At 67.0% G+C, this 26,765-nt stretch carries 26 protein-coding genes and 1 pseudogene; 10 read left to right on the forward strand and 17 right to left on the reverse strand.

What is annotated here, in order from left to right:
• Position 1: 1 nt before the first annotated feature.
• The 4 genes from ACN0TP_RS07015 to ACN0TP_RS07030 all read right to left on the reverse strand — a co-directional run bounded on the left by ACN0TP_RS07015 (position 2) and on the right by ACN0TP_RS07030 (position 3,066).
• Positions 2–553 carry an amino acid synthesis family protein gene (locus ACN0TP_RS07015; protein ID WP_417218058.1) on the reverse strand — a complete coding sequence of 184 codons (552 nt, stop codon included), beginning with the start codon at positions 551–553 and terminating at the stop codon, positions 2–4.
• Positions 550–1,170, reverse strand: coding sequence for an amino acid synthesis family protein (locus ACN0TP_RS07020; RefSeq protein ID WP_417218060.1), 621 nt, complete (start codon positions 1,168–1,170; stop codon positions 550–552). Before ACN0TP_RS07020 ends, ACN0TP_RS07015 begins: the two co-directional genes overlap by 4 nt.
• Positions 1,163–2,287 (reverse strand): LLM class flavin-dependent oxidoreductase, encoded by a 1,125-nt coding sequence (locus ACN0TP_RS07025; RefSeq protein WP_417218062.1) that lies wholly within the window; start codon positions 2,285–2,287, stop codon positions 1,163–1,165. The genes ACN0TP_RS07020 and ACN0TP_RS07025 overlap by 8 nt, the downstream gene beginning before the upstream one ends.
• Positions 2,288–2,364: 77 nt before the next feature.
• Positions 2,365–3,066, reverse strand: a complete 702-nt coding sequence (locus ACN0TP_RS07030) for a GntR family transcriptional regulator (RefSeq protein WP_417218064.1) — start codon at positions 3,064–3,066, stop codon at positions 2,365–2,367.
• Between the two features lie 139 nt (positions 3,067–3,205).
• Between ACN0TP_RS07030 and ACN0TP_RS07035 the strand changes: the two genes are divergently transcribed.
• The 6 genes from ACN0TP_RS07035 to ACN0TP_RS07060 all read left to right on the forward strand — a co-directional run bounded on the left by ACN0TP_RS07035 (position 3,206) and on the right by ACN0TP_RS07060 (position 9,094).
• Positions 3,206–4,162 (forward strand): flavin reductase, encoded by a 957-nt coding sequence (locus ACN0TP_RS07035; RefSeq protein ID WP_417218065.1) that lies wholly within the window; start codon positions 3,206–3,208, stop codon positions 4,160–4,162.
• Positions 4,163–4,293: 131 nt separating this feature from the next.
• Positions 4,294–5,958, forward strand: coding sequence for a BCCT family transporter (locus ACN0TP_RS07040; RefSeq protein WP_417218067.1), 1,665 nt, complete (start codon positions 4,294–4,296; stop codon positions 5,956–5,958).
• Positions 5,955–7,388 (forward strand): purine-cytosine permease family protein, encoded by a 1,434-nt coding sequence (locus tag ACN0TP_RS07045; RefSeq protein WP_417218069.1) that lies wholly within the window; start codon positions 5,955–5,957, stop codon positions 7,386–7,388. The genes ACN0TP_RS07040 and ACN0TP_RS07045 overlap by 4 nt, the downstream gene beginning before the upstream one ends.
• 3 nt (positions 7,389–7,391) lie before the next feature.
• Positions 7,392–7,955, forward strand: a complete 564-nt coding sequence (locus ACN0TP_RS07050) for a cysteine hydrolase family protein (RefSeq protein WP_417218071.1) — start codon at positions 7,392–7,394, stop codon at positions 7,953–7,955.
• Positions 7,956–8,417: 462 nt separating this feature from the next.
• Entirely contained in the window at positions 8,418–8,726 is a 309-nt protein-coding gene (locus ACN0TP_RS07055) for a hypothetical protein (protein ID WP_417218073.1), read from the forward strand.
• A 71-nt stretch (positions 8,727–8,797) separates the two neighbouring features.
• Positions 8,798–9,094: a hypothetical protein gene (locus tag ACN0TP_RS07060; RefSeq protein WP_417218075.1), complete on the forward strand. Its 297-nt coding sequence runs from the start codon at positions 8,798–8,800 to the stop codon at positions 9,092–9,094.
• Here the strand turns inward: ACN0TP_RS07060 and ACN0TP_RS07065 are convergent.
• The 5 genes from ACN0TP_RS07065 to ACN0TP_RS07085 all read right to left on the reverse strand — a co-directional run bounded on the left by ACN0TP_RS07065 (position 9,091) and on the right by ACN0TP_RS07085 (position 12,960).
• Positions 9,091–9,624: a DUF6036 family nucleotidyltransferase gene (locus tag ACN0TP_RS07065; RefSeq protein WP_417218076.1), complete on the reverse strand. Its 534-nt coding sequence runs from the start codon at positions 9,622–9,624 to the stop codon at positions 9,091–9,093. The genes ACN0TP_RS07060 and ACN0TP_RS07065 overlap by 4 nt on opposite strands.
• A gap of 41 nt (positions 9,625–9,665) precedes the next feature.
• Positions 9,666–10,001, reverse strand: coding sequence for a hypothetical protein (locus tag ACN0TP_RS07070; protein WP_417218078.1), 336 nt, complete (start codon positions 9,999–10,001; stop codon positions 9,666–9,668).
• Between the two features lie 32 nt (positions 10,002–10,033).
• A complete protein-coding gene (locus ACN0TP_RS07075) occupies positions 10,034–10,561 on the reverse strand; it encodes a reprolysin-like metallopeptidase (protein ID WP_417218079.1) in 528 nt (175 codons plus the stop codon).
• 192 nt (positions 10,562–10,753) lie between these two features.
• Positions 10,754–10,897 carry a hypothetical protein gene (locus ACN0TP_RS07080; protein ID WP_417218081.1) on the reverse strand — a complete coding sequence of 48 codons (144 nt, stop codon included), beginning with the start codon at positions 10,895–10,897 and terminating at the stop codon, positions 10,754–10,756.
• Positions 10,898–11,058: 161 nt separating this feature from the next.
• The gene (locus tag ACN0TP_RS07085; RefSeq protein ID WP_417218083.1) at positions 11,059–12,960 is read right to left on the reverse strand and encodes an FAD-binding monooxygenase; all 1,902 of its coding nucleotides are present in this window, start codon (positions 12,958–12,960) and stop codon (positions 11,059–11,061) included.
• A 163-nt stretch (positions 12,961–13,123) separates the two neighbouring features.
• Between ACN0TP_RS07085 and ACN0TP_RS07090 the strand changes: the two genes are divergently transcribed.
• From ACN0TP_RS07090 to ACN0TP_RS07100, 3 genes are all read left to right on the forward strand, one after another.
• Entirely contained in the window at positions 13,124–13,372 is a 249-nt protein-coding gene (locus ACN0TP_RS07090; RefSeq protein WP_417218084.1) for a hypothetical protein, read from the forward strand.
• Positions 13,373–13,556: 184 nt separating this feature from the next.
• The gene (locus tag ACN0TP_RS07095; protein ID WP_417218086.1) at positions 13,557–15,107 is read left to right on the forward strand and encodes a sulfatase-like hydrolase/transferase; all 1,551 of its coding nucleotides are present in this window, start codon (positions 13,557–13,559) and stop codon (positions 15,105–15,107) included.
• Positions 15,108–15,165: 58 nt separating this feature from the next.
• The gene (locus ACN0TP_RS07100; RefSeq protein ID WP_417218088.1) at positions 15,166–15,684 is read left to right on the forward strand and encodes a tetratricopeptide repeat protein; all 519 of its coding nucleotides are present in this window, start codon (positions 15,166–15,168) and stop codon (positions 15,682–15,684) included.
• Between the two features lie 27 nt (positions 15,685–15,711).
• Here the strand turns inward: ACN0TP_RS07100 and ACN0TP_RS07105 are convergent, their stop codons facing one another.
• Both ACN0TP_RS07105 and ACN0TP_RS07110 read right to left on the reverse strand, forming a co-directional pair.
• On the reverse strand, positions 15,712–16,734 hold the full coding sequence (locus tag ACN0TP_RS07105) for an LLM class flavin-dependent oxidoreductase (RefSeq protein ID WP_417218090.1): 1,023 nt from the start codon (positions 16,732–16,734) through the stop codon (positions 15,712–15,714).
• A 268-nt stretch (positions 16,735–17,002) separates the two neighbouring features.
• Positions 17,003–17,749: an AraC family transcriptional regulator gene (locus ACN0TP_RS07110; protein ID WP_417218092.1), complete on the reverse strand. Its 747-nt coding sequence runs from the start codon at positions 17,747–17,749 to the stop codon at positions 17,003–17,005.
• 50 nt (positions 17,750–17,799) lie between these two features.
• Here ACN0TP_RS07110 and ACN0TP_RS07115 point away from each other — a divergent pair, with 50 nt between their 5' ends.
• Positions 17,800–19,104: an MFS transporter gene (locus tag ACN0TP_RS07115; RefSeq protein WP_417218094.1), complete on the forward strand. Its 1,305-nt coding sequence runs from the start codon at positions 17,800–17,802 to the stop codon at positions 19,102–19,104.
• Here the strand turns inward: ACN0TP_RS07115 and ACN0TP_RS07120 are convergent.
• From ACN0TP_RS07120 to ACN0TP_RS07145, 6 genes and pseudogenes are all read right to left on the reverse strand, one after another.
• Positions 19,104–19,353: pseudogene (locus ACN0TP_RS07120) on the reverse strand (LLM class flavin-dependent oxidoreductase); the annotation flags it as partial. The gene ACN0TP_RS07115 and the pseudogene ACN0TP_RS07120 sit on opposite strands and share 1 nt — an antisense overlap.
• Before the next feature lie 29 nt (positions 19,354–19,382).
• Positions 19,383–20,768: an FAD-binding oxidoreductase gene (locus tag ACN0TP_RS07125; RefSeq protein WP_417218096.1), complete on the reverse strand. Its 1,386-nt coding sequence runs from the start codon at positions 20,766–20,768 to the stop codon at positions 19,383–19,385.
• Positions 20,769–20,778: 10 nt separating this feature from the next.
• Positions 20,779–22,002 (reverse strand): amidohydrolase, encoded by a 1,224-nt coding sequence (locus ACN0TP_RS07130; RefSeq protein ID WP_417218098.1) that lies wholly within the window; start codon positions 22,000–22,002, stop codon positions 20,779–20,781.
• A gap of 165 nt (positions 22,003–22,167) precedes the next feature.
• The gene (locus ACN0TP_RS07135) at positions 22,168–23,802 is read right to left on the reverse strand and encodes a CocE/NonD family hydrolase (RefSeq protein ID WP_417218100.1); all 1,635 of its coding nucleotides are present in this window, start codon (positions 23,800–23,802) and stop codon (positions 22,168–22,170) included.
• A gap of 159 nt (positions 23,803–23,961) precedes the next feature.
• Positions 23,962–25,287: a D-arabinono-1,4-lactone oxidase gene (locus ACN0TP_RS07140; RefSeq protein WP_417218102.1), complete on the reverse strand. Its 1,326-nt coding sequence runs from the start codon at positions 25,285–25,287 to the stop codon at positions 23,962–23,964.
• Positions 25,288–26,532 carry an alanine racemase gene (locus tag ACN0TP_RS07145; RefSeq protein ID WP_417218104.1) on the reverse strand — a complete coding sequence of 415 codons (1,245 nt, stop codon included), beginning with the start codon at positions 26,530–26,532 and terminating at the stop codon, positions 25,288–25,290.
• Between the last annotated feature and the right edge of the window lie 233 nt (positions 26,533–26,765).

Genomic DNA, 26,765 nt, shown 5'->3' on the forward strand with positions numbered 1-26,765 from the left:
GCTACTGTTCGGTGGACAGCGATGCCAGACGCTGCTGCGGGCGTCCCTGGGCGGAGGCGGCCAATGCCACCAGAATTTCGCCGGGGTGCGGTGCGTCGGCGATACGGACTTCGATGCTCTGGTGGTGCGAACGGACGGTGGCGTCGGTCTTGTGCTTGAGCGGGATGTCAAAGACGGTACCCGCCCCGGCGCGCTTCTCCACGGCTGGCAGCAAGGTGGTTGCATCGGCGGCCTTGCGGAAATGGTCGCCGAATTTCAGGGTATGTATTAGGGCCGAGCCGTGTTCGATTTCCCCGTCCAGGCCGACGATGGCGGCCTTGCCGTAGGCTTCGACATCGGCGCCCAACGCCTCGATGACACGAGGGGCCAGCAGGGCGCCGAGATCGGATGCAGTGGCTTCGATGCCGGCTCCGAGGTCCTCGACGAACCCCTGGCCGGCCCACGGGTTTTCGATGACCACGGCCACCACGGCCACGCGGGCCGCGGGTTCGACGGGTCGGCCGCCTTCGGTCACGGTTTCCTCGAGAAGGGTGATGATCTTGCGGACATTCATGATGTTGCTCCTTGCAGGACGGCGGAGGTGACAGGGCGGTCGGTTTTTCGATCGCCGATGCGGGCATGGGGGCGAGGTCCGGTGGATGCGGCCGCGATGACCACGATCTCTCCGGGAAGCGGGGCGTCCGGGACGCGGGCCGCGACGGTCTGGTAGTGGCTGCGGGTGGCCGCATGTTCCTTGTGCCACATGGGCACAACGATCGAGGCGCCGGCGTCGGCCCGGTCGTCGGCGAACGAGATGATCGAGCTGCCCTCCAAGAACTCGCGGACCAGGTTGCCGAAGTACGGCGTGTGGATCAGCGCCCCGGCATGTTCGATCTCCCCGGACGTGCCCACGATCGCGGCCTTGCCGAAGGCCTCGATCTGCCCTGCGCCGCCCAGCCCGGCAATCAGCCGATCGGTCAGCACCTGGGCGATGTGCGGTGCTATGCGCTTGGCGGCCTCGGCCAGGTCGGCCTCGGGTCCGGATCCAAGCCAGGGGTTGGAGACGACGGCGGCCACGGTGGCCCGGAGCGCGGGAAGGGCCGGGGCCGTCCCGTTTTCCCGGACGACTTCTTCCTGGTAGTAGACGATCTTGCGGATGCCGGCGGCGACGGCTGCGGATGTATCAGGCAAAGTGCGGCATCACTTTCTCGGAGAACAGCTGCAGGCTGCGCATGGCATGTTCGTGCTTCAAGCCGGGATGCGTGGTCCAGAGCATCATGTGCTCCATGCCGACTTCGCGTTCGAGTTCCTTGATCTTCTCGGTCACGTACTCGGGCGTGCCCACCAGCATGTTGCGGTCCATGAGCATGTCGAAGTCCAAGTGGTGCGCGTCGGTGAGCTCTTCGCCTTCCTCCATGAGGTTGCTCAGTCCGCGCCAGTGGGTGATCCACCGGTAGGTGTTCATGACTGCTTCCTCGAACTCCTCGCGGGCCTGCTCCATGGTGTCCGCGACATAGACGTCACGCACGAGCGCTATGCCCTCGCCGAGGGGGACCTCACGGCCCTGGGCCGTGGATGCGTGGTCGCGGTACAGCTCGAAGCGGCCCTTGAGTGCGGAGACGGGTGGAAGCCAGAAGATGCCCTGGACCCCGGTCTCGGCTGCACTGACGATGGAACGAGGGCTGTCGATGACCTGCCAGATTCCGGGGCCCTCCTGCTGGTATGGGCGCGGAACCAAGGACATCTTGGTGATCTCGCCGTCCTCGTTGGTGAATTCCCGGGTTGCAGGGGAGAGCGGGTGGTTCCACTTCACGCCCGGGGCCGGAAACTGGTAGTAGTCGCCTTGGTGGCTGAAGAACTTGTTGTTCCACGCCTTGTCCAGGATCTCCATGGTCTCGCCGAAGAGTTTGCGGTTCTGTTCTTGGTCCCGGGGATCGGCGGCAGGATTCAGGTTCAGCGCTTCACGGCCGTAGAGTCCGCGGCCCACGCCGACCTCCAGCCGTCCGTCGGAGAGCTGATCCAACAGTGCCAGGTCCTCAGCCAAGCGCAGTGGGTGCCAGAATGTCACGATGGCGGCGGCTTGCCCGATGCGGATGGTGCTCGTCCGGGCGGCGATGTCCACGCCCATCATGATCGGGTTCGGGGTCAGTTCCTGGCCCTCGTGGCCGAAGTGGTGCTCGGTGTACCAGGTGGACCAGAAGCCGTAGTTTTCAGCGGCCACCGCGTATTCGCGGGCGTCCTTCATATGCTGGTTGTAGTTCTCCACATCGCCGGGTGCTCCGAGGCCGTGGAAGACGGAAAAGCGCATGATGGCTCCTTTCGTGGGGCACGCGTCGCTGCGTGCCGTATTGGTGTGTTCGGTGCGGGTTTCCGCTGCTGTGGTCCTTAGTGGATCTGGTCTTGTCCGTAGGCAGTCCGTGAATCAGTGAGCACTTCACGGGCCGACGCGTACACGTGGTTGCGCATGGTCGATTCCGCGCCGAAGGCGTCCTTGGCCCGGATCATCTCCAACACGCTGCGGTGTTCGTCAGTGGACGCATGGATCCTTCCCGGACGTTCAACCGTTTTCAGGACCAGTCGGTGATAGGCCAGCTGGTTCATCAGGCGCTGGTAGTGCTCGACAAGCTTGGTGTTGTCGGCTGCCCTGATCAGGGTCCAATGGAATTCGTGGACCAGCTCCGCGTAGCGGGCGGCGTCGTCTCGTGCCGCCGCAGCGTCGGAATCCTCGATATTGCGCTGGAGGACATCGAGTTCAGGAACCTGCCCACGACGGGCGGCCAGGCCGGCGGCCATGCCCTCGAAACTCTCCTTCAACTGGAACATCTCCACGATTTCCCGCCGGGTGGGCTCGCGGACAAACGTGCCGACTTTGGGACGGATCTCGATGAGTCCCTCGTGTTGGAGCTGTTTGAGTGCCTCGCGAATGGGGGTGCGGCTGACGTTGAATTCCTGGGACAGGAAGATTTCCGACAGCGGCGCGCCCGGCAGGTAGTCGCCGCCAAGGACCAGTGCCCGGACCTTCTCCAGGAGACTTTGGTCATCGGTCACAGCAGATTCCGCTGTTCCAACTGTTGATGTCTGTTGCATGCAAGAGAGCTTACGTTGCATACATGAGACCGTCAACACCTTCGTTGATTTGATGCAAGATGAAGGGATTTCCGCACTATTTACAAGAAATTTTAAATAAGCGTTGCACTCATGAGTGATCTGGATTACGGTCTCTAGCATGCAACAGACTTTCGAAACTTTCTTGGCAGATGCCTGGGCTGCAGCGTGGGACGACGGCGATGTCGCAGCGCTCGATGCCTTGGTCACCGACGACTACGTACGCACCAGCAAGAGCAGGGGTACCGGCGACACCCTCGAAGACTTCAAGGCAGAGATCCTGGCTATCCGCGAGGGCTTCCCTGACCTGAAGACGACCATCGACTCCGTGGTGCTCGATGGGGAGCGCGGCGCGATCTTCTGGTCCAGCACGGGGACCCATTCCCAGTCCTTCCTCGGCGTTCCGCCGACTGGACGGACGGTCAACACCCGCGGATCCAATTACGTGACCCTGGTCGAGGGGCGCATCTCCTCCGAAGTGGTCACCTGGGACGGCGGCGAGCTTCTCAATTCCCTGGGCGTCCGCTCCCTGGGCGACGCCATTGCCGCAGAGGCATCCGGCCCGTCCGACGTGGTCGTCGACCCGCTCTGGGGGGAACCGGACCCGGAGGTTATGAAGACCTTCAACCGCCAGTTCGTCACCGGGGTCACCGTAGTGACCACCAAGGACGGGCAGACGCCCAAGGGGCTGGCCGTCAACGCCTATGCTTCGATTTCGTTGGAGCCGCCCCTGGTCATGGTGTGCGTGCAGAAGACGTCATCGACGTACGCCGCACTGTTTGCTTCCACGCATCTGGGCATCAACATCATTGCCAATAGCCAGAAGGCCACGGTGGGCACGTTTGCCTCCAAGTCGGCCGACAAGTTCGCAGAAATCGACTGGCATGAAGGGCCCCATGGGAGCCCCCTGATCGACGGGTCCTCTGCGTCCATCGAGGCCGAGATCCGAGAGCGATTCCAGGCCAAGACGCACACCATCTTTGTTTGCCGCGTCCGACATGCAGAAGTCAGCGACAACGAGCCGATGGTCTACAAGGCCGGTCGGTTCTACGACGGGGAACAACTCAGCCCGCTGTGATCTACGTGCTCCGGCCCCGCCCTGTGGGCTGCGCCGGAGCACGTGGGCGGGATCAGCCGATCTTGCCGCCCTGACCGGTACGCCGGTACACACTCCACCCATTGTGCGACGAAGCAGAAATGGAGCCCACCGTGGCCGACCACCTTTCGACACCGCTTGCAGAACGGCCGATCCCGCCCCTCCGTCACCGGGCCCCCGACGATCCCCGGGCCTACCGCGTCGGTGCAGTCTTCTGGGGGTCGGTCATCCTCATCGGCGCCTTCATCCTCTGGGCGGCCATCTCGCCGTCCAGCTTGGGCGGAGCCATGACCGCCAGCATGAACTGGGCCGCTGCCTCGGTGGGGTGGAGCTACCTGGTGGTGACCCTGCTGTGCATCATGCTCATGGTCTACCTGGCCTTCAGCCGCTTCGGTGGCATCCGTTTGGGATCTGACGACGCCAGTCCCGAGCACAGCACCTGGGCGTGGCTGGCCATGATCCTCTCGGCGGTGATGGGCATCGGCCTGATCAGCTACGGTGTCGCCGAGCCGATTTCGCACTTCATGGCTCCACCCCACGGATTGGCGGAGGCCGGAACGATGGACGCCGCGGTGACCGCCTTACAATTCAGCTTCTTCGACTGGGGTCCGCATGCCTGGGCCGTTTTCGGCATCTTCGGCCTGGCGATCGCCTATTCGACACACCGTAAGAACCGGCCCGGCCTCATTTCGCCGATGCTGCGCCCCGTGCTGGGTAGGATCGTCGACGGCTGGGTCGGCAAGGCGATCGACATCGTAGCCATCATCGCCACCTTGTTCGGCACCACCACATCCCTCGGTCTTGGCGCAGCCCAGATCGAAGAAGGCATGGGACGGGTGTTTGGCTTGCCCTCCGGGTTGGTGGTCCAGATCGTGATCATCGCGGTGATCACCATCCTCTTCACGCTCTCGGCGCTCTCCGGTGTCAACCGCGGGATCAAGTACATCAGCCAATTCACCATGGGGCTGTCCGTAGCACTGGCGATCTATGTCTTCATTGCCGGGCCGACCAACTTCATCTCCAACATCTTCTTCCGTGCCGTGGGCCAATACGCCTCCGACTTCGTCGCCACGAGCCTGATCACGCCCTCCACTGCCGATGACCTCCAATGGATGCAGTGGTGGACCTACTTCATGATGGCCTGGTGGCTGAGCTGGGGCGCCTTCGTGGGCGTCTTCCTGGCCAAGATCTCCCGTGGACGGACCGTACGGCAGTTCGTTGCCGGCGTCCTGGGCGTTCCCAGCCTCGTGTTCTTTGCCTGGTTCACCATCTTCGGCGGGACCTCGATCCACATGGAGATGGGCGGCGCAGACATCGCCGCCAAGACCGATGAAAACTTGAACAACGCATTCTTCGCTATGCTCGAGGGCCTGCCGTTGCTCCAGATCACCTCCGTGGTCACGATCATCCTGGTCGCACTCTTCTTCATCTCCGGTGCGGATGCCAACACCTTCGTGTTGAGCATGCTCTCCTCCAAGGGATCCCTGCAGCCAACCAAACCAGTCCTGACCACGTGGGGAGCAATCACCGGTATCAGCGCCATCGTCCTGCTCCTGGTGGGCGGTCTTGCCGCACTACAACAGGCAGCCATGCTTTCCGCCTTGCCGTTCACGGTGATCGTTGCGCTGCTGGGCATCTCGCTGATCATCGAATTGCGCAACGACCCCGAATTCGCCGCCTACCGTCCCCACGCCACAACCATTCCGCCAGGGCCGCCCGTGGGCCACGCCACTAACTCCACGGACCAGCTTCCAGCGGACAGCAAGGAACTTTCATGACCACCATCAAGCCCCAGAAGTCCGCGATGGCGTCCGAGGACTCCCTCGCCGAGGACCGCGGCTACCGCAACAGCCTGACCAAGATCGAGCCCTACGGGATCGAGCACATCCCCGACGTGGAACGCCACGGCAAGCCGTCCTCGCAGTTCTTCCTGTGGTTTGCCGCCGGCATGAACTTCCCGATCGTCGTCCTGGGCTTCAGCGCCACCTACTTCGGCCTGCCGTTCTGGTCTGCCGCCCTGGCGATCCTCGCCGCAGGCCTGATCGCCGCCACCATCATGGGCTACCTTTCGGGCATGGGTGTCCGGTTGGGCGTGCCGCAGCAGATGCAGGCCCGCGGGCCGCTGGGCTTCCTGGGCAACCTGCTGCCGGTCGCCTACGTCAACGTCTTCGCCGGCATCGGCTGGGCTGCGGTGACCGTCATCCTCGGCGGACAGGCCATCGCCCTGCTCTCCGGCATGCCGTTCTGGGTCTCGGCCCTGGTCCTGATGCTGCTCCAGCTCGGCGTCGCCGTGATGGGCTACAACCTGATCCACTTCCTGCAGCGGGTCCTCTCGATCATCCTGTTCGCCGGCTTCGTGTTCATCACCGTCGTCGCCCTGGCGCAGGGCAAGATCGTCAACTCCGTCAACGAATCGGCCGAGGGGTTCGCCGGCATCGGCGGCTGGGTCATCTTCTTCGGCTACTTCATGTCCTTCATCATCGCGTGGATGCCCTTCGCCTCCGACTACTCCCGCTACCTGCCCAACACCTCGGCCAACCGCCGCGGGGCCGGCGTCTTCACGATGCTGGGCAACTTCGTGACCCTGTCCTGGATGGGCATCCTCGGTGTCCTGCTCGGGGCCACAGCCACCACCGACGACGCCATCGGCGCGCTGAAGGACCTGATGGGCCCGTGGGCGATCGTGGGCATGGGCATCGTCGCGCTGTCCTCCTTCACGCAGAACTTCCTGAACGTGTACGGCGGGGCCATCTCCATCCAGACCATGGGCGTTCCCGTGAAACGGCACACCGCCGTCGTGTTCATCTGCGCCGCCTCCTACCTGGTGGCCCTCTGGGGCCAGAGCGGCTTCAACGACGGCTTCACCGTGTTCCTGAACCTCACCGCCTACTTCGTGGCCCCGTACGTCATGGTGCTGATCTGCGACTACGTCCTGGGCCACCGGCGCAGCGATCGCGGACTGCGCGAACTGTTCGACAAGTCGCGCAAGGTCGAATGGGGCTTCGTCGCCTGGGCCGCCGGCGTACTCGGCTCCACCCCGTTCTGGATCTCGTCCCTCTACACCGGTCCCATCGCCGCCGCGAACCCGCAACTGGGCGACCTGACGTTCTACGTCGGTGCGGCCATCGCCACGATCGTCTACCTGCTGACCTACCGGCTGCCGCGCCTGTCCCGCCGCGACGCACTCACCGCCGGCCAGGACGCCTAGGCCATGGAGGGAACACGGGGGAGCGGCGGCGCCCGGCTGGTCGTCATCGACATGCAGCGGGCCTTCCGCCAGGAGGGCCAGTGGCAGGTGCCGCGCTACGACCAGGCGGCGGAACGGGTCCACCGGCTCATCGAGGCGATCGACGACCCGCTCTTCACCCGGTTCGTCCCCGACCCCGCCGAGCCCGGGTCGTGGGGCGCCTACTACGACCGCTGGGATGCGATGCGGCGGCCGCCGCAGCATCCGGTCTGGGACATGGCCTGCCCCGGGTACGACGGCGAAGCCACCCTGGATCTGCCCACGTTCGGCAAGTGGGGGCCGGGGTTGGCCGAACAGGTGCCGGTGGGCGGTGAGCTCATCGTCGCCGGTGTGGCCACCGACTGCTGCGTGCTGGCCACCGTGCTGGCCGCCGTCGATGCCGGACGCTTCGCCACCGTCGTCACCGACGCCTGCGCCGGCCAGGACGATGCGGCCCACGACGGCGCGGTGGCGCTGATGGGGCTGCTCGCCCCGATGGTCCGGCTGGTGACGACCACCGAGTTGCTGGCCCAACCAACGGCTGTATAGGAAGCAGCCCCGGCGGTGGGGCCGACTTCAGCGCCCGTGCGGCAGCGGTGCCATTCGGGAACCACCCGGCGGCCAAGGCATCGGCAGGCGGCAGTTGCCGCCTTGGGGCGGCTGTGGACGACCGGCCCGGGGAACCACATCTGGGCCCATGCTTCGAACATGGACGTCATTGGCTTCTGGAACGACGGTTTCTGGCCGTTCCTTCGAGGGCTGTCGTCGCTCGGCCCGCAGGCGACGTTTGTTGTTGCCTTCGCGGCGTGGCGGACCTACCGACAGAAGGCGGCCGCTGACAAGCGGGATCAAGGGTGGAAACGTGTCGAATGGGCCATCGGGCTGGCGATGACATGTCCGCCGGGGACGTGGGCCGGATCATCGACATCGCCAGCTACATGGAGGTCGCCTGGGGCGGCATGCGCTCCTTCTGAGCGGGCGCTTCGCATCCTGCCCGCACACGGTATGGGCATGAGCGCCGAACACGACGAGCTGGCAGCCGCGATCAAGAACGTGGTGGCCCACTCCCCTGCTTTGAAAGGCGAGAACGTCTACGTTGTCGCCCGGGACGAGGACGGGGACCCCGTCGAATGCGCCTTCAACGTCCCCCGCGGCAAGGACCCGGTTCCCGGGCCGGCGCATGCGGTCGGGTTCTCCGATCTGGCGGCCGCACTTCCCGAAAAGGTCGACGGCACGGGCCCGGGCCCTTCGGGGTTCCTGGTTCGGGTGACACCGCGCAAGCAGGAGATCACCGCATTGTTCTCCAACCAGGTCCGGTAGCTCCTGGATTGGGCGGGGCATGAAGCCGTCTGGGAACGCGTCAACGTCTGACCACGATCAAGGAGACCACCATGTCCACCAGCTACGACCTGCACCGCGCCTCCATCGAGGCCGCACGCGCCTCCCACGGCACTTTCGGACTCCTCCCCGCCGGCGAGGCACCCATTGACCTGGCCCCCGTCGACGGGGACCGGCTCCTGGCCGGGGCCGCGAGTGCCGCCGGGCTGTATGACGGCGATTTCCGGGGGGACCCGGAGTCCATGGAGGTCGCCATGATGGACGTGTGGGGCGAGCGAGACGTGCACGAGGCGATCGCCGAGCTCAAGCACGCCATGCAGGCCTGGGCCCGCTTTACCCCGGGCGGCTAGAGCTCGCCCTTGAGCGATTGCAGTGCGCGTTGGATGTTCGCGTGCACGTGGTTTGCGTTGTCCTCATCGGGCTGCGACCAGGGGTCGCACGTGCGCAGGCGTTCAGTGAGCGTAATTCCTGACAGCTTGTTGATGGTCAGAAGGCTCCAAACGACCTCCGTATTCTTTTCGCGGCCGGCACACAGCTTGGCCGCTCCGAGGTCGTGCTTTTCCAGGAACCAGCCTTCATAATCCCCGGGGAATGCGGGGGTGGGGCGGCGGATGAGTCGGTCGCGCCACCCTGCTGGCAAGACACAGGTGGTGTAGTCCACTCCGTCCACGTGGATCTCGTTCTCGACGTTGAATGGGGAATACTCACCCAATGTGCCGGTGAGCTCGTCAGCGGCTGCCTCGGCGAGCATGTGGTCGGTGGTGTCGAGCATGACATCGAGTTCCAACGACCGGGATGCGCCTGCCGGCAGGTCGTCTTCGGCGTAGGTGGCGAGAATTGCCTGCGAGCCTACGACGATGACGTGGTTGACCTTAAGCACACGGCAAGACTGGACTACGGCCAGATCGGCCTGATTGAGTTTCAGGCCGCCACCGGCAGCGGGCGCGTCGTGTTGATCGCCAGCTGCCGCTCACTTGGGGTGACAAGCCCTAGGAAGGGGCCCATCTCGCGCATCTGGACGCCCAGAGGGTCCAAGCCGGTCATGATGCGCTTCATGCCGTCGATGTCACCGGTCTCTACGAGCTCGCGCCACCGCTTCAATGAGTTGTGGTGGGTGCGCCCGCTGACGGTTTTCGTCATCCGGTCGATGTTGGAGAGGATGGTCGCGGACCAGTCCTGCAGGGATTCGGGGTCAAGGCGCTGGCTCAGGAGGGTATGCATGCGCAGGCTGACCGTGTGGCTGCGATCAAGCTTCATGGTGCTCCCTCCTTTTCAGTGGGCGACTCAAGTCAATTATGCCAGTTCCAATCATGCCGATCCAGCCTTGCCCTGCCATCCCTGCCCTCAACTCTAGTTGTCGCATCAAGTGTCGCGCCGCGCCACCAGAGCGGCTCTCCACCAGCACATGGCCCTACCCTGCGGTTGCCGCCACGGCCTGACGAGGTGTTGCAGGTTCCGGTGCTGGCCTGCATGACCTGGCCGCTGTCGCTGGGCGCATGGTTCAGCCCGAAGACGTGCCCGGATTCGTGTACCTCCACCCCGCGTAAGTCGTAGCGCCCCGATACGCAGGTGCTTCCGGTGTAGAAGCGGTGGTTGGGGTTGCGGCTGAAGGCGATGTCCGCCTGCTCCATCTTCTTCGTCACAATGTTCCACCAGGCGCAGGTCCGGGCGAGGTTGCTCGAGGGGGTGGTCCTCCACGCCACGACATTGTGGCCATCCCGTGCCCCGCAGCCGCCGTTGGATTTCACCTGCGGGTATCTGGTGTCGTTCACCTTGCCCTTGTAGATGTGGGAGGGACGTGGCGAAGGCGTCGGCAACCCGCACCCGTCGACCCCGTTGGTGACTACGGTCGCGCCGCCGGCGGTGGCGCTTTCCCCTGCGTACCTCTGGCTGCGTGTGTTGTAGGACCAGTAGAAGGCCTACCGGGAACCGTTGTGCGACCTTGTCCAGGAGCTGCTCGAGCACTTCTTGGAGGTCGAGTTCGATCCCGGGACCAGAGCGGCTGGGGTCTATTCGCCGATTCCCACGTCGTCGCATTCCTGGCCCGGGGACATCGATTCCTCGGCGCACTGGCCATCGGACGAGCTTCCCCAGCAACCGGCCGTCCCGAAAACCAAGCCCAAGGCCAGCACCGGCAAGAGCAGCTTCTCCATGGTCTTCCCCGATCCCCAACCCGGCCGGTGGTGGCCGTTGCCTGATATCAGCACATCGTCTGGACTATCGGCAATAGGTGGACGGCTAGAACTTCCATGCCATGGAAAGGGGCCCGGCCAACGCGTGGCCGGACCCCGCGGGTTGTTCCGCCGGCCGAAGGCTACGCCTTCTGGGCCGCGTTGGCGTGCAGCAGCGGGGCGAAGAACGCGGCGAGCTCGTCGGTGGCGGTCAGCGGCAGCACGTTGGCCACGTACTGGTCCGGGCGGACGATGACGATCACGCCGTCGCGGCTGAGCCCGCGCTCGTCGAAGATGTCGGCGCCGGGCACGGTGCCGAAGACCTTCTCGAGGTTGGTCAGCTTGAACGGGCCGACCTCGGGGCGGAACACCTCCGGGACTGCGTTGATATCGATCTCCTCGTGGGGCTGCTGGTAGATGACCTTCGCATCGAACCAGGCATCGTCGTCGTACCCCTCGGGGGTGGCGGCGAGCGGGGAGTCCGGTGCGGTGGCCAGCCAGGTGCCCAGGTCCGTGGTGGGGGAGGCGGAGCCGGCGGTGGCGGGGTCGGCGAAGACGTAGATGCGCCAGCGGCCGTCGGCCTCGGCCTGGTGGCCCAGCTGCAGGGGGTTGGTGTCGCAGACGCGGGCGGCCATGGCCGACTTGAAGCGCTTGCCGACGGTGTAGCCGGTGGCCAGGTCCTGGTGCGTGGCTTCGGCGGTGATCAGCGAGGGGGTGTATTCGGTCATGAAGCCTGCCGGGAATTCGGCGGTGGCGACGTAGAAGTCCTCGAGGTCCGAGGGGCTGTCGAACTCCTCGGGCTTCTTGGCCATCATGGTGGACCATTCCTTGTCGAAGTCGATGAGGTTCTTGGCCACGACCTGGCGTTCGGCGGAGTAGGTGGAGAGCAGCGCTTCGGGGCTGCGGCCCTCGAGCACGTGGGCGAGCTTCCAGCCGATGTTGAAGCCGTCCTGCATGGAGACGTTCATGCCCTGCCCGGCCTTGGCGGAGTGGGTGTGGCAGGCGTCGCCGGTGATGAACACGCGCGGGGTGCGGGTGCCGATGTCCGCCGTGGGCACGTCGTCGAAGCGGTCGGTCAGGCGGTGGCCGACCTCGTAGACGCTGTGCCAGGCGACGTTGCGCACCTCCACCGTGTAGGGGTTCATGATGGCGTTGGCCTTGGCGATGATCTGCTCGATGCTGGTCTTGCGGACGTTGCCGTTGTCATCATCCGGCACGACGCCGAGGTCCACGTACATGCGGAAGAGATGCCCGCCTTCGCGGGGGATGAGCAGGATGGAGCCGCCGTCGTGCGACTGGATGGCGCACTTGGTGCGGATGTCCGGGAAGTCGGTCTTGGCGAGCACGTCCATGACGCCCCAGGCGTGGTTGGCCTGGTCCCCGGCCATGGTGCAGCCGATGGAGGAGCGGACCTTGGAGCGGGCGCCGTCGCAGCCGACGACGTACTTGGCGTGGACGGTCTTGGTGGCGCCTTCGTCGGGGCCGGCGCTGCGCACCAGCGTGACCTTGACCGGGTAATCGCCCTCGTCGGTGACCTCCAGGCCCTGGAAGTCCCAGCCGTAGTCGGGGACCAGGCGGGTGGGGGAGTTGCGGGCGACCTCGGCGAAGTAGTCCAGCACGCGGGCCTGGTTGACGATCAGGTGCTTGAACTCGCTGATGCCCGTCTCGTCGTCCTTGGCGCGGCCGCCCCGCACGATGTGGGTGGGGTTTTCGGTGTCCGGGCGCCAGAACGCCATCTCGGTGATCCAGTAGGCCTCGGCGGTGATGGCCTCGGCGAAGCCGAACGCCTGGAACGTCTCGACGGACCGGGCCTGGATGCCGTCGGCCTGCCCGATTTCCAGGCGGCCACCGCGGCGTTCGACCAGGCGGGTGGTGATGTCGGGGAACTGGGAGAGCTGGGCGGCGGTGAGCATGCCCGCCGGGCCCGAGCCGACGATGAGCACGTCGACCTCATCGGGCAGCTCCTCGGGGCGGTCGATGCCGACTCCGTCAACCGGCTGGACGCGCGGGTCGCCTGAAACGTATCCGTGGTGGTGGAACTGCACGGTGGATCCTCACTTCGCTGTGTACGGGTCGTTCGTGCGTGTTCTATATTTGAATTCCTGATTCGATTATCGAACACGCGATCTGCAACACACTATACGGGGCCTATGACGTGGGTAACAAGTGTTGCCATGGGTTGCCCGCATGGGATGCAAGGATTGACCCATGGGAATCGTGACCAAGACCGGGCTGGTGATCCTGGCCGTGGGGGCCGCTGCAGGTGCCGCCGGGTTCGTGTTCGCCGGGGTGGCGGTACCCGACGGGACCGGGCCGAACATCGGCGGTGCGCTGCTCCTGCTGGTCTCGGTGCCGACGGCCATCGTGGGTGCGACGATCGGGATCGTCGGATGGATCGTCGGGAAAAAGGCGGCCGTCGCCGACCGGCCAACACGCGGCGGATCTGCGCGGCTGTAGTCCTCCCGACACCGTGGAAGGGGCCCCGATGGGTGCCCGGGCGTTCGGTGTACGAGCCGTTGCCACCAGGTGAACTGGGGTTGAACGGGTATCGTAGGGGTACTAAACTTCTATGGGCCCAAAAAAGGGCCAGCAGTCAAAGGTGGTCGGCAAACAGGCGGACTTCAGGAACGCGAGGTGTGCCATGTCCAACCAGATGCCCAACGTTGCCCGACGGGTTGGCGTCATCACCGTACGCGTCCTGGTCTACATCCTGCTCTGGGCGGGGCTGGTTCTGCTGTTCGCGGGCATCGGCATCCGCGTGTTCTTCGGCAAGATCTCCGTCGGCCAGATGCTCTTGAACCTGGTCTCCGTCCAGACCGACGGCGGCGGGGGTCCCCTCGTCTGGATTGGCATCCTCCTGATCGTCGTCCTGCCCCTGCTGGTCATCGCAGGGATCGCCTTCTGGCACCGCTCACGGCTGCGCAAGCGCCGGGCCGGCGGCGGTCGGACCCGGAACTCGCCATGGATCCGGCGCTCCATTTCGGGCGTTCTGGTGGCGGCCGTGGTGGTCAGTGGCACCACTGCCTTTTCCTCCACCGTCGGCTTGGCTGACTACATCAAGGCGGGCAATTCCAACTACGACGTCGACGACTACTACGTCGAACCGACCATCACCAGCGACCAGGACAAGCGCAACCTGGTGCTGATCTACCTCGAGTCCGGTGAGGCCACTCTCGCGGACGACCAGCTCTTCGAAAAGGACGCGTTTGCACCCCTGGAGAAGGCCACGCAGGCTGCCGACGGGTGGCAGAGCGTGGACGAATTCCAGCAGTACGAGGGTGGGGGCTGGACCATGGCCGGCATCAGCTCCACGCAGTGCGGCGTCCCGTTGAAGGGCACCGGTTCCGTCCTGGGAAGCGGAAACCTCAATGAGCTCGGCAGCGATGTGGGCTCGTACCTTGGAGGGCTCACCTGCCTGGGTGACGTCCTGGACAAACACGGCTACAACAGCACCTTCCTGGGCGGCGCCAACGGCAATTTCGCCGCGAAGGACACCTTCTTGGAAGGCCACGGCTACTCCTCCGTGAAGGGCCTGTCCGACTGGCGGGCCGCCGGCGACCCCGCGAAGAGCTTCCGCAGCGACTGGGGCCTGAGCGACAAGCGCCTCTTGGAGCACGCCAGGGACGAGATCGACCAGCTGCATGCCCAATCGGAGAAGACCGGCCAGCCGTTCAACCTCTCCATGCTGACCCTGGACACCCACGAGCCGGCGCACATCTACGACTACTGCGACGTGGATACGCAAGAGGTCGTCACCTCGATGTTCTTCTGCTCCATGACCCAGGTTGCCGGATTCGTGGATTACATGAAGGAGAAGGGCTACCTCGAGGACACCGCAGTGGTGATCATGGGTGACCACCTCAAGCACATGGGCGGGGGCGACGCCTTCCACAAGCAACTGGACAACAACGACAACCGCACGATCTTCAACCGGATCTGGATCCCCGGCGAGGACAAGAAGAGCGCGCTGCGTCCCCGCGTGGACCAGCTGAACATGTACCCCACGCTCCTGGAGGCCGCAGGCCTGAAGGTGCAGAACCACGAGGCCGGGCTGGGCGTTTCGGCCTTCTCCCCGACGGTTCCCGACGACTCGGCGCAGGCCCTGGAACCGGGGGACTACAAAGAGCTCCTGAACTCGCGTTCGGCGCGGTTCTACGCGAAGGCCTGGGCCGGCTCGAACCCCGCCCAGTAGGGCAGCCCGCCCGCCAACAGCGCGACGCCGTCCGTGCCGGGGAGGAGCAGGAACGACGATGGCCAACGATGAGCTCCGTGCACAGCTGGACCAGGTCTTCGCCGCCCGGGACCGGGAGGACATGGCCCCGACCATTGAGGCGTTCTCGCGCATCCTGGAGCAGCACCCGGAAGAGCCGTTGGCGTTGTATGAGTTGGGCGGCGCCTACGATACCGACGGCCAGGAGGCCGTGGCCGCCGGTTACTACCGGCGGGCAATGGATGCCGGGCTCGAAGGGCGGTGGCTTCGCCAGTGCTACCTGCAGTACGGCAGCACCCTGCGCAACCTGGGGAACGTGGAGGAGAGCCTGGCCCTGTTCGACGACGGGATCCGGGCCTTTCCGGACTCTGAATCACTCGTGCTCTTCAAGTCCCTCACCCTGCACGCGGCCGCCAGGCCCAGCGCAGCCCTCGGATCGGTGCTCCGCTTGATCGCCGATCGGTTCCCCACCGAAGAGGTGCTGCGCTATGAGGCGGCATTGCGGGGAAACGCCGACTTTCTGGAGTCGATCGACGACGAAACGCCGCAGACGTCCTGACGCGTAGTTCTCCGGGGCGCCCCGGGCTCAGCGCCAGCCGAGCTGCGGTGCCACGTGCTGCAGGATCGCCTCGATGACGTGGGCGTTGTAGTCGACACCGAGCTGGTTGGGAACGGTCAGCAGCAGCGTGTCGGCCGCGGCGATGGCCTCGTCCTTGGCCAGCTCCTCGGCCAATTCGTCGGGCGCACCGGCGTAGGACTTGCCGAAGATGGCGCGCGTCTTCTCGTCGATGTTCCCGACCTGGTCCGAGCTGTAGCGGTCACGGCCGAAGTACTGCCAATCCCGCTCCTCCGTCAGGGCGAAGATGCTCCGGCTGACCGAGACCCGCGGTTCGCGTTCGTGGCCTGCTTCCTTCCACGCCTGCCGATAGAGCTCGATCTGCTCCGCCTGCTGGACGTGGAACGGTTTGCCGGACTCGTCGTCCTTCAGGGTGGAACTCTGCAGGTTCATGCCCAGCTTGGCCGCCCAAACGGCCGTCGCATTCGAGCCGGACCCCCACCAGAGGCGCTCGCGCAAGCCCGCCGAGTGCGGCTCGATGCGCAACAGCCCCTCGGGGTTGGGGAACATGGGATTCGGGCTCGGCTGCGCGAACCCTTCTCCGGTGAGCACCTCGAGAAGGCGTTCGGTGTGGCGGCGTCCCATGTCGGCGTTCGATTCGCCGTCGGCAGGGGAGAAGCCGAAGTGACGCCACCCCTCGATGACCTGCTCGGGAGATCCCCGGCTGATTCCCAGCTGCAACCGGCCGCCGGAGATCAGATCCGCTGCGCCGGCGTCCTCCGCGAAGTACAGCGGGTTCTCATAGCGCATGTCGATCACGCCGGTGCCGATCTCGATCTTGCTGGTCCGCGCGCCGATGGCCGCGAGCAGCGGGAACGGGGAGGCATATTGCTGCGCGAAGTGGTGGACGCGGAAGTAGGCGCCGTCCGCGCCCAGCTCCTCGGCGGCGACCGAGAGGTCGATCGCCTGCAGCAGTGCATCCGAGGCGCTGCGCGTCGCTGACTGGGGGTGGTCGGTCCAGTGGCCGAAGGACAGGAATCCGATGTTCTTCACATCATCCTCCAACCTCCGGGGAGCTGTTCCTATTCCGTCATGACCGCCGGGCGCCGGAGCGTCGCGGATCGGCAAGTGGCCATCCCGATACAGGCGGGCGGGCAGTTCTTCGGCTTCCCTGGTGCCCAACCATCCGATGACGTCGGGACCCAGGCCCAGCCGCTCCAGTTCAAGGGCAAGAACCAAGGGCAAACCCGGTGCCGAAGGGGCCGCGGGATGCCTCATGGGCGCCAGTGGTGCAGCTCCTGGCGACCTCGGGCCGACTGGCCTACGCGCGGTACAAGGATCCCGGCGTCCGCCCGAAGGCGGCTCTGAAAGCGCTGACGAATGCGCTCGGGGAGGAGAACCCACAGGCCGCTGCCGCCTGCGTCACCGTCCGGCCCTCGGCGAGCAGCAGTGTCGCCCGGTGCAGGCGGAGCTGGGTGCGCCAAGCGGTGTAGCTCATGCCCAGTTCGTCGCCGAACAGCCGGGACAGGGTCCGCTCGCTCGCGCCGACCGCTCGGCCGAGCTCGGCCAGACGTGGCGAAGCGGTCATGTCGGCCTCCAACATCCGCTGGGCGTCGCGCAGCCTCTGGTCCATCAGCGTCGGAACGACGGTCGGTACCTGGTGCGAGGGCTCCACCCGGTCGACGAGGACGCGGAGCAGCCGACGGGCGGCGGGCGTCTCGGCGGACCCCTGCTCGGAACAGGTGATGATCAGCTCCCGCAGTAGCGCATCCACCGCCACCAGGGAGGGGACGTGCTCGGGCGAGGGCATCATTGCGGTGGGGATGCCGATCATGCGAACTGTCGTCGCGCCGTGGACCTGCCAGTGGTGGACCGTGCCGGCGGGCACCCAGACGGCGCGGACGGACGGGGTGAACCAGGTGCCTTCGGGGACGAAGACCTCCAGGACCCCGGTGCTGCCGTAGATGAGCTGGTGGTCGTCGTGGAAGTGCGGACCGACCTCGTTGCCGGGGGAGAGGCGGCGGGTCTCGGTGGGTGCAGCGCAGGTGTGGCGGATTCCTGTCATCATCTGTCAGTCTACTTAAAGCGCGCCGCCCGGACGTCTATGAAGCTTGAAGCATGACGTCTGCTTCACCCCGCTCGGCCCGCCGCGGCTCGCGTCTGTTGGCGTACTCCCACGTGACGGTCGACTTCTCCCAGGGCGCGATCGCCGCGCTCGTGCCGTTCCTCGTCCTGGAACGCGGCTACTCCTACGCGGCCGCGGCGGGCATCGTGCTCGCGTTTTCCCTCGTGTCCTCGATCGTGCAGCCCGTGTTCGGAGCGCTCGGCGACAAGTGGCAGATGCGGTGGGTCATCCCGGTCAGCGTGCTGCTGGCCGGTGCAGGCATTGCCGCGATGGGCGTCGTCGACTCGTTCTGGATCACCGCGCTCGTCGCCGCGGTCTCCGGGATCGGCGTCGCGGCGTTCCACCCGGCCGGGGCCAGCCGTGCGCGGGAGATCAGCGGCGGCGACCACGTGATGATGTCGTGGTTCTCCCTGGGTGGGAACATCGGCTTCGCCCTCGCCCCGCTGGCCGTCGCCGCCTCCATCGGCGGGCTCGGGCTTGGCGCGAGCCCGCTGCTGATGATCCCGGCGCTCACCGGCGTCCTGGCCGCCGCCATGATCGGCCGCGTCCACGCTCCGAACGCTTCCGCGGGGAAGCAGACGATAGCGGTCGCTGGCCGGGACGACTGGCGTGCCTTCGCCCGCATGTCGGCAGCGATCATGTGCCGATCGATCGTGTTCGTCGGCATTGGCTCATTCATCGTGCTTTTCATGCACGAGGACCGCGGGGTGGGCGGGACGCTGGCTTCGGCTTCGCTGTTCGTGTTCTACATCGGCGGCGCGTTCGGCACCGCGATCGGCGGCCACCTCGCCAAACGCTGGCCACGGACGACGCTCCTGCGGTGGTCCTACTTGTCCGCTGTCCCCGTCCTTGCGGGCATGTTGCTCGTGCCGGGGCCGCTGGCGTGGGTGTTCATCGCGATGGCCTCGGTCGTGCTGTATGTGCCGTTCTCCCTGCATGTGACCCTGGGCCAGGACTACCTGCCGCGCCACATGGGCACCGCCAGCGGAGTCACGCTCGGCCTGGCAGTGTCCGTTGGGGGACTGGCGTCTCCGGCGATCGGTGCGCTGGCCGACAGCATCGGCCTCGAATACGCGCTTCTCCCGCTCATCGCGCTGCCCGCGATCGCCCTCCTCGTGCTGCTCGGCATGAAGGATCCCCAGGTGGAGAAGACGACCGTCAATGAAACCAGCGACGTGACCCGCGCCGAGGCCGAGCAGCCACCATCCGGTAGACGCCTACGCCCTGGTCCTCGCTGGCAACCGCGGTGGAGCCGCGGGCAGCAGCCCCACAAGTGTCACAAGTCCGACATGCCCTAGCGCAGGTCAATGACGCCGGTGCAGATCTCGATCCGGTTGGTCCGCGCGCCGATGGCCGCAAGCAGGGGGAACGGAGAGGCATGTTGCTGCGCGAAATGGTGGCCGCGGAAGCAGGTGCCGTCCGTGCCAAGCTCCTCGGCGGCGACCGCGTGGTCGATCGCCTGCAGCAGCGCATCCGAAGCGTTGCGCGTGCCTGGTTGGGGGGTGGCCGGTCCAGTGGCCCAAGGACAAGAATCCGATGCTCTCCACATCCAGCTCCAACCAGGTGCGGGTGGTTCCTACTCCTGCGGGACGAAGACCTTCCCGGGGTTCAGGAGGCCCAGCGGGTCGAACAGCTCCTTGATCCCGCGCTGGAGCTCGTATTGGTCATCGCCCAACTCGTCACGCAGCCAGGCGCGCTTGAGCAGCCCGATGCCGTGTTCCCCGGACAGCGTTCCCCCGAAGTCGAGCGCGGTGCGGAACATTTCGCCGGCCGCCGCCCAGACGTTGTCGGGGACCGTATCGCCGGTGTAGACGAAACTCGGGTGCAGGTTGCCGTCCCCGGCATGGCAGGTGCTGGGGATGGCGACGTCGTACTTCTCCTCGATCCGGCGGATCGCGGCGAAGGCGTCGGCCATGCGGTCACGCGGCACCGCCATGTCCTCCACCAGCATCGTGCCCATGGCCTCCAGGGCCGGGAAGGCATTGCGCCGCAGCCCCACGAGCCGGTCGGATTCGTCGGGATCGGTGGTGGTCTCGACCCGCCCGCCGGCGGCCGTGGCCAACGCGGTGACCCGCTCGGCGGTGTCCTGCGCGGCGGGCCCGTCGCACTGCACCAGCAGGAACGCCCCGGCCCCGCCGAACACCGCGTCGCCGGCGAACCGCTCCATCGCCGCGATGGTCCGCCCATCCATGAGCTCCATGATGGAGGGGACAAGACCCTGGGCGGTGATGGCGGAAGCTGCTGCCGCGGCGTCCTCGACGGAGTCGAAGAACCCTCCCACCGTGGCGACCTCGCCGGCGACGAGGGGCTGGAGCTTGAGCGTCGCCTCGACGATGATGCCCAGCGTGCCCTCCGAACCAATCATCAGGGCGCACACGTCGAACCCGGTGACGCCCTTGACCGTGCGGTGCCCCACCGTGATCAGGCGCCCGTCGGCGAGCACCACCTTCAGCGCGAGCACCGCCTCGCGGGTCACCCCGTACTTCGCGCACAGCAGCCCTCCGGCGTTCATGGCGATGTTGCCGCCGACGGTGGAGATGTCCTTGCTCGCCGGGTCGGGGGCCCACCAGAGGTCGTGCCCGGCCAGCACCCGGTTGAGGTCGCCATTGATGATTCCGGGTTCGACGACGGCAAGACGGTTTCCGGTGGAGATCTCCAGGATCCGGGTCATCCCGGCCAACGACAGGACGATTTCCCCGGGGCTCGCGATGGCTCCGCCGGCCAGCCCGGTCCCGGCGCCGCGGGTCACCACGGGGACCCGGTGCCCGGAGGCGATGCGGCACACTGCCTGCACATCCTCGATGCACCCGGCGTGGACCACGGCCAGCGGGGAGCCAGCCGAACGGTGCCCCGAACGGTCGGCCGTCATCGTGTGCAGCAGGACGGGATCCGTATCCACGCGGCCGGGCAGTTCCGACTGCAGGACGTCGACGATCGTGGTGGTGCTGTTCGTGGTGGTCATGGATCCGACCCTAACCCGCCAGGTAGGCCAGCGCGGCGACGGCCTGCGTCCGGGTGCCGGTCTCCAGGGTCGGGTCGATCGCCGGGGCGAAGAAGGGGGAGTGATTCGCCGGGATGTCCTGGGCGACGGTTCCGGAGGCCTCGGCCCGGCGGAGCTTGTCCGCCGGGACGGAGCCGACGGTCCAGTACGTGTAGGGGATGCCGAAGGCGTCGGGTATCCGGCTGAAGTCCTCCGACGCCGTGTAGGGCGCGGTGTGGGCGACGCGGCCGGCGCCGAAGTGCCCGGTGAACGCCTCGGTGACCAGGGCGTTGGTATCGGCGTCGTTGTCGGTCAGCGGGAACTGGTCGTAGTACTCGAACTCAGGCTCCCGCGGGGACCCCGCCGTCGTGCATTCACCGCGGACGATCCGTTCGATCGATTCCATGATGTGCGTGCGGATGGCCTCGTCGTAGGTGCGCAGGTTCAGCAGCAGTTCGGCCCGATCGGGGATGATGTTGGACTTGGTCCCGGCATTGGAGGCGCCGATGGTGACGACGGCGAACGTCCCGGGCTCGATCTCGCGGGAGACGATGGTCTGCAAGCGCAGCACGATCGAGGCGGCCAGCACCACCGGGTCCACGGAGTTGTGCGGCATGGACCCGTGCGCCCCGCGCCCGTACACGGTGATCTTCAGCGAGTCGCCGGCCGAGAGCACGGGGCCTGCGGTGGTGCCGATGGTCCCGGCCTCGGTGGTCATCACATGCTGGCCGAACGCGACGTCGGGTCTGGGCACCTTGGAGAGAAGGCCGTCGTCGACCATGGCCCGGGCGCCGGCCGCTGTCTCCTCGGCCGGCTGGAACAGGGCGATGTGCGTGCCCGACCACGCGTCGCGGTGCCCGGCCAGCAGGCGGGCGGCGCCGAGCAGGCAGGTGATGTGGACGTCGTGCCCGCAGGCGTGCATGACGCCGTCGTTTACTGAGGCGTAGTCCAACCCGGTGTCCTCGGTGACCGGCAAGGCGTCGATGTCGGCGCGGGAGAGCACGGTGGCCCCGGGGCTGTTCTCCAGCACGCCGACCACTCCGGTGCCGCCGATGCGTTGGACCGTGTAGCCGATCGCGGTGAGTTCGGATTCGATGCGCTCCGCCGTCCGGTGCTCCTGCAGGCTCAGCTCCGGGTGGCGATGCAGGTCCCGGTAGAGATCGCGCTGCCAGGGAAGCTGGGCGTCGAGGGTGTCGAAGATGTCTGGAATGCCCATGGTCAACCTTCCGGTTCGATGGCGGGCGTGGACGACGGCGGTCCTCGCCTGGATGCGGATCCTGAACCCAAGCTACTCCCGCCTTCCGTGGCACCCAAGCGGACCAGCAGGCGATGACCACTCATGACGCCGAGCCGCGTCTGGTGTGTCAGGGGGGCGACTGTGTCAGGGGAGAACGGGCAGCTCGAACCTTGAGCCGTTCGGGCCGGTATGGACGGTGACCATCCCGTCGACGTCGGAGGAGCCGAGCTTGGGGGAGTCCCCGGCGGAAAGGTCGATCCGGATCCGGTGCCCGGGCGCCACGATCCAATCCGTGGCCTGGAGGTCGATGCTGTGGCGCGTTCGATGGCCCCGGGCGTCGGCGTTGACCCGCGTCCAACCGGCAGCTGCCTCCACGGTCCGGCCGTCGGGGCCCACATCCAGCACCTTGACCGCCAGCGGGTGGGCCGCTGTGGCGTGGCTGGTGATGGACAGCCGGGCGCGCACGCTGCCGAGCAGGTGCAGCGGCTCCCCTGCGGGTGCCGTGGTGAAGCTGGCGATGCCGGCACGGTCGGCGGCCGGGGCGGTGGAGGTCTCCGGGGTCGCGCAGCGCAGCAGGCAGGTGGTCGACTGGCCCACCGTGGTGTCCGCGTCGAAGCCCACGGACGATTCCGGTGGGACCGACCCGGCCAGGCCGCCATCGCGCGAGGGGTACACGGTCGACGTCGTCGTCTTCGGCCAGGCGTCCCAGGAGGACCAGCCGGGGGATCCGGCGGCGGGCATCGCGAAGCTGGAGATGTGCTTCTCGGGGAGCTGGCCGGCCGCATCGTCGGAGAGCCAGTGGTCCCACCAGGCGAGCTGGCCGCCCAACGGCAGGGGGTGCGCCGGTTGCAGGTCGGCCCGCCCGTGGGCCCAGGGGCCCATCACCAGGTAGGAGGTGTCGGCCCTCCCGGCCCCCACCAGATCCGCGTGGTTCTGCACGGCACCGTTGCGGAAGACGTCGTACCAGCCGCCGCTGTTCAGGACGGGGACCTCGACGCTTTGCAGCCGGCGGGACAGATCAAGATCCGCCCAGTAGCCGTCCCGCTGCGGGTGGGCGCGCCAGGTCCTGACCTGGCGGAGGGGGTAGCCCGCCTCGGGCGAGGTCACCGCCCGGGTCCAGGCAACATCCGCGCCGGCGAGGTTGCCGCCCGGATAGAAGAACTGCTCATACATGTCGGACGGTGCCACGTGGGCGAGCACCGCGGCCAGGTGCTTCGGGCGTTCGGAAGCGGCACGCAGCGCGGTCCACCCGCCGTAGCTGCGGCCACTGGCTCCGACCTTTCCGGTGGACCAGGACTGGCTGCCCAGCCAGTCGATCGCGTCGCGGGCTGCAATGTCCTGGACGGACCAGTCCAGGTCGTATCCGTGGCCGGCGCTGGACCCCGTGCCCGGGACGTCGCAGCGCAGGACGTTGTAACCGTGTTCCGCGAGGTACTTCTCCTTGCTGTCGGTCGCCACGGGTGCGGCTGCCGGGCCGTAGGGGGTGAACTGGTGGAAAATCCCGGGGAATCTGCCGGGTGCCGGTGCCCCGTTTTCGGCGGGACGGTGCAGCAGGCAGCTCAGCGTTCCCGGGGATCGCCGGCCCTGGTCGGTGACGGGCACCGAAACGCGGGAGGTGGTGACCGAGTATTCGGCCGGGCGGTCGTAGGAGAACCAGTCGGGTTGGTTGGCCGCTGGCTGATCCTCGGTGGCCGGGGAGGGTGTGCAGGCCGACGTTCCCAGCACAAGCAGGAGGACGACGGCGATGCCCGCCTTCCGTCGTCGGCGCTGGTTCGGCAACCGTGCTCCTTCGTTGATGTCAGGTGATGCTGGACGCCGGGTGGGTCCCGGGCAGGTGTCATCCTATGGGGCGTACGTTAATGGCAGGTGGACGGTACCCGGCCTACCAGGTGTGGATGCCCAGGCGTTGGTGACGGCGATCGGCAGCGGAGTCCAGCCTCAGGCGCCCAGCACCCGTCGCAGGTAGGGATTCAGCAACGTCCCCGTCGGGTCGATCACGTCCCGCACCGCGGTGAACCGCCCGGACTCCGGGTAGACGCCCGCCAGGTAGCCGGCGTTCCGCGAATGCAGTTTGCCCCAATGCGGCCGGCCGCCATGGGCGGTGAACACCCGCTCGACGTGCTCCAGGAACTCCTGGTGTGGCTGCCGGGCGTACCGGTGCACCGCGAAGTAGACGGACTGCCGCCCGGCCGATGTCCCCATCCAGGTGTCGTCGGCGGCTGAGGTCCTGACCTCCACCGGAAAACTGATCGGTTCCCGGTAGCCCTCGATCGCGGATCGGAGCTCGCCGAACACCTCGGCGAACGCCTCCAACGGCAGCGAATACTCCATCTCCCGGAACCGCACGCGCCGGGCCGTCACGAACACCCGGTGCGATTCATCCGTGTAGTCACGCGCGGCCAGCGTCTTCGCTGCGAAGCGGTTCAACGGCGGGATCGCGGCGGGCAGCTTCGCCCCGGCGGCACACATCAGCGCGAACGCCCCGTTGCCCAGCAGCTCGTCGTCGACCAGCCGGGACAGCGGGCCGATCGGGTCCAGCGGCGCGTCGGCGTCCAGCCGGGTGTTCGTCTTCCCCAGCGCGGTGCCGGTGTGGGGGAACCAGTAGAACTCCAGGTGGTCGCTGGCAGCGGAGCGCTCCACGAACGATTCGACCATCCCCTCCAACGGTTCCGGCGCCTCCACGGCCCGCAGCCGGAACGCCGGCACGCACCGCAGGGTTGCCGCCAGCACCACGGCGATCGCGCCGAGCCCCACCCGTGCGGCCTGGAACAACTCGGGGCGTTCGGTGGCCGAACACGTCACGATCGACCCGTCCGGCAGGGCCAGCCGCATCCGGGTGACCAGGCCCGGGAAGCCGGTGAAGCCCAACCCCGTTCCGTGGGTGGCGGTGGCCAACGCCCCGGCCAGCGACTGGCGGTCGATGTCGCCCATGTTCGGCAGCGCCAACCCGTGGGGCGCCAGCAGTGCCGCCACGGCGGAGAGCCGTGTTCCGCCGCGCAACGTCGCCTCCCCGGTCGCGGCCTCCACGTGCTCGAGCCCCTGCATCGCGTCCAGGCTCACCAGCGTCCCGTCGGTGGCTGCAATGTCGGTGAACGAATGCGCGGCACCCACCACCTTCACCCGCCGCCCCTCAGCGGTGGCGCGGGCCAGCAAGGCTGCCACGTCGGCATCACTGCGGGGGAGCACGACGTCGGTGGGCCGGCTGCTCGCGCTGGCCGCCCAATTGCTCCACGACCAGGATCCACGGCTGAACTGGTGTGCCATCTACAAAAACGCCTTTCCCTCGCCACGGTACGTGGGCCACTCGTCGATGATCTCCCCGCCGCTGTAGACGAGGACACGGTTCAGCCGCTCCATCGGCTCGCCCGCCTTGGCATGGCGGAAGAACACCGGATCGCCCAGTTGCAGCCCCGCCGCCGCCTGACCCGTGAGCGGGGTCTGGACTTCGCCTGGGCCTTCGCGCGGCGCATAGCGCAGACCCTCCGGCCACACCGGAACGGGCAGCCGGTCAGTACCGGCCGGGCCGGAGGCGACCCAGCCGCCGCCGAGGACGGTGACGGTGTCGCGCGATGGGCGCCGGACCACGTCGAAGAGCAGATGCAGTGCAGGTGCCGGGCGGAATCCGCGGTAGTGCTGGAAGAGCTCGGGGCCGTAGAACCCGCTGCCGGCCGCCACCTCCGTGACCGCGGCTTCGGCCGAAGTGCTCTCCAGCGATCCGGTGCCACCGCCGTTGACGAACTGAAGGTCGACGAGTTCGCGGACCGCCGCCACCACCTCGGCCCGCCAGGCTGCCAGGTCGCGGGTGGATAGCGCCTGCATGGCCCGCACTGCCACGCCACGGGGCGTACGGGCACCATTGGCAATCCCGGCGACCTGACCCTCGTACATCATGATCCCGACTAGTTCGACGCCGCTGGCCTCGCACGCGCGAACCATGTCGGTGGCTTGCTCGACGGCGGCGATGGGGGAGCGCAGGGGGCCGACCTTGAGCCGCTGGGTCAGTGCCTCGCTGCGGTTCCTGGCCGGCAGGTAGGCAGCGTCGATATCCAGGCACACGCGGAAGCCGGCATGGGCGGGAGCGTCGGCCGTGCGGGCGACGGTGCGGAGGAGCTCCAGGTGCTCGGGGGAGTCGACCATGACGCTCACGTGCCCGCGGGCCTCCGAGCGCAGCAGCGTGGCCAGGGCCTGCCGGTCGGCGGTCGGGTAGGCGACCACGATGTCCCGCACCCCGGTTTCGGCCAGCCAGAGGGCTTCCGGGAGTGTGAACGCCAGGACCCCTGAGTACCCAGGCAGTCCGAGGGCGGTCTGCAGTGCACTGCGCACCCGCAGGGATTTGCTGGCCACGCGGATCGGTGTGCCACCGCTGCGGACGGCCATGGCCGTCGCGTTGGCGTGGAAGAGGTCCAGATCCAGCAACGCCGCCGGTCGGGTGTCTCGGCCGGCGGCCGACAGGGCGCCGCGGTAGGCGGCGAAGTCGGGAGTTGTCGCCGGGGGAATGCGCGGGGACATCGTCGGTGGTGCTCCAGTCTCGGGTACGTCTTTGGTGCCGAGTCTAGGGGAACGGTCGGCGTCGGAAGGGTCGCTTGTGGTGTCCGATCGTGCAAATTGCTCGTGATCAGGTGGCAGGCAATTGTGCAAGCAGGGCTTGCACAAATGACGCGCGGCCCAGGTCAAGGCGCAAAGCCTGGATGCACTTCACTGTCGGCTGGCCGGGAGCTTTTCCGCCAGGGGCTGGTCACGAG

Origin of the sequence: Arthrobacter sp., assembly GCF_048266065.1 — a bacterium.
In the GTDB taxonomy this organism is placed as follows: Bacteria; Actinomycetota; Actinomycetes; order Actinomycetales; family Micrococcaceae; genus Arthrobacter_H.

What these genes read in the sequence shown, in the direction of transcription:
- ACN0TP_RS07025 (WP_417218062.1), bottom strand. Translation starts at nt 2,287, where the DNA reads ATGCGCTTTTCCGTCTTCCACGGCCTCGGAGCACCCGGCGATGTGGAG.
- ACN0TP_RS07060 (WP_417218075.1), top strand. Translation starts at nt 8,798, where the DNA reads ATGTCCACCAGCTACGACCTGCACCGCGCCTCCATCGAGGCCGCACGC.
- ACN0TP_RS07050 (WP_417218071.1), top strand. Translation starts at nt 7,392, where the DNA reads ATGGAGGGAACACGGGGGAGCGGCGGCGCCCGGCTGGTCGTCATCGAC.
- ACN0TP_RS07080 (WP_417218081.1), bottom strand. Translation starts at nt 10,897, where the DNA reads ATGGAGAAGCTGCTCTTGCCGGTGCTGGCCTTGGGCTTGGTTTTCGGG.
- ACN0TP_RS07100 (WP_417218088.1), top strand. Translation starts at nt 15,166, where the DNA reads ATGGCCAACGATGAGCTCCGTGCACAGCTGGACCAGGTCTTCGCCGCC.
- ACN0TP_RS07090 (WP_417218084.1), top strand. Translation starts at nt 13,124, where the DNA reads ATGGGAATCGTGACCAAGACCGGGCTGGTGATCCTGGCCGTGGGGGCC.
- ACN0TP_RS07115 (WP_417218094.1), top strand. Translation starts at nt 17,800, where the DNA reads ATGACGTCTGCTTCACCCCGCTCGGCCCGCCGCGGCTCGCGTCTGTTG.
- ACN0TP_RS07095 (WP_417218086.1), top strand. Translation starts at nt 13,557, where the DNA reads ATGTCCAACCAGATGCCCAACGTTGCCCGACGGGTTGGCGTCATCACC.
- ACN0TP_RS07030 (WP_417218064.1), bottom strand. Translation starts at nt 3,066, where the DNA reads ATGCAACAGACATCAACAGTTGGAACAGCGGAATCTGCTGTGACCGAT.
- ACN0TP_RS07140 (WP_417218102.1), bottom strand. Translation starts at nt 25,287, where the DNA reads ATGGCACACCAGTTCAGCCGTGGATCCTGGTCGTGGAGCAATTGGGCG.
- ACN0TP_RS07045 (WP_417218069.1), top strand. Translation starts at nt 5,955, where the DNA reads ATGACCACCATCAAGCCCCAGAAGTCCGCGATGGCGTCCGAGGACTCC.
- ACN0TP_RS07035 (WP_417218065.1), top strand. Translation starts at nt 3,206, where the DNA reads ATGCAACAGACTTTCGAAACTTTCTTGGCAGATGCCTGGGCTGCAGCG.
- ACN0TP_RS07110 (WP_417218092.1), bottom strand. Translation starts at nt 17,749, where the DNA reads ATGATGACAGGAATCCGCCACACCTGCGCTGCACCCACCGAGACCCGC.
- ACN0TP_RS07130 (WP_417218098.1), bottom strand. Translation starts at nt 22,002, where the DNA reads ATGGGCATTCCAGACATCTTCGACACCCTCGACGCCCAGCTTCCCTGG.
- ACN0TP_RS07125 (WP_417218096.1), bottom strand. Translation starts at nt 20,768, where the DNA reads ATGACCACCACGAACAGCACCACCACGATCGTCGACGTCCTGCAGTCG.
- ACN0TP_RS07015 (WP_417218058.1), bottom strand. Translation starts at nt 553, where the DNA reads ATGAATGTCCGCAAGATCATCACCCTTCTCGAGGAAACCGTGACCGAA.
- ACN0TP_RS07055 (WP_417218073.1), top strand. Translation starts at nt 8,418, where the DNA reads ATGAGCGCCGAACACGACGAGCTGGCAGCCGCGATCAAGAACGTGGTG.
- ACN0TP_RS07070 (WP_417218078.1), bottom strand. Translation starts at nt 10,001, where the DNA reads ATGAAGCTTGATCGCAGCCACACGGTCAGCCTGCGCATGCATACCCTC.
- ACN0TP_RS07145 (WP_417218104.1), bottom strand. Translation starts at nt 26,532, where the DNA reads ATGTCCCCGCGCATTCCCCCGGCGACAACTCCCGACTTCGCCGCCTAC.